Genomic DNA, 1065 nt, shown 5'->3' on the forward strand with positions numbered 1-1065 from the left:
ATCCCAATAAATTATTTTCCGGATAATAATCCAGAAAGAAAACCACTGGCATCATGGCGTAGTCACGGACATTTATTGTTTTCCAACTGGCTGAATTATTATGTGTACCAGATTACACCATATGATCTTACCTACATGAATCCAACATTGGATTAATATCTTCATAAATGGCTGAAATTCAGCCATTTAACCCTCCTGATTTTTTCTGCTCCCCTGTTATTAACACTCGTCAAAATACCGCACTTTTTGTAGTTTATCTTATATAACAAAAACTTAACAAAATAATCTTGTGGTTTATGGAATCAATTTCTCTAATTTGAAATAGGTAATTTTCCATATAACTAATTGATTTTTATTTAATAAAAATAAAATTTTAAAAAAATGGAAATCGTTTTTGATTTATTTTAAATATCTATTACTCTTATTCAGGTGTGCTTTAAAATGAGGATAGATGAATGATGCAGCAAACTTTAGCGACTGAATTATCGTTTATTAAACGATTTGGCGCAGCAGAGCAGGAAGTTTTGATACCTGAAGCGATGGATTTTCTGAAGGATCTGGTTGTTCGGTTTACTGATGCACGGAAAAAATTATTAGTCGATCGGGATATTTGGCAGAAGAAAATTGATGATGGTGAATTGCCTGATTTTATTTCGGAAACCAGTTCCATTCGTGAAAGCGAGTGGGAAATTCAAAATATTCCGGCGGATCTCCGTGATCGCAGAGTAGAAATCACTGGACCAGTAGAACGGAAAATGGTTATCAACGCTTTGAATGCTAACGTAAAAGTTTTCATGGCGGATTTCGAAGATTCTTTAGCACCAGCTTGGGATAAGGTGATTGAAGGGCAAATCAACCTGCGTGATGCGGTTAATGGCACAATTTCTTACATTAACGAGCAGGGTAAACAGTACCAGTTGCAATCAGACCCTGCTGTTCTGATCGCACGGGTAAGAGGACTTCATTTGCCGGAAAAACATGTTTTCTATCAGAATGAGCCAATTGCTGGCGGATTGTTTGATTTTGCGCTCTATTTTTACCACAACTATAAACAATTGCTGGCAA

At 36.1% G+C, this 1065-nt stretch carries 1 protein-coding gene and 1 pseudogene; both read left to right on the forward strand.

Translation table 11 applies throughout. The features are described 5' to 3' along the window. The coding region (locus V2H77_RS00455; protein ID WP_341497231.1) for a homoserine O-acetyltransferase/O-succinyltransferase family protein at positions 1 to 156 on the forward strand (156 nt) is incomplete at its 5' end. Positions 157 to 455: 299 nt separating this feature from the next. Beyond that, a pseudogene (locus tag V2H77_RS00460) lies at positions 456 to 1065 on the forward strand (malate synthase A); the annotation flags it as partial.

Origin of the sequence: Photorhabdus sp. P32 (genome assembly GCF_038085095.1) — a bacterium.
Lineage (GTDB): Bacteria > Pseudomonadota > Gammaproteobacteria > Enterobacterales > Enterobacteriaceae > Photorhabdus > Photorhabdus luminescens.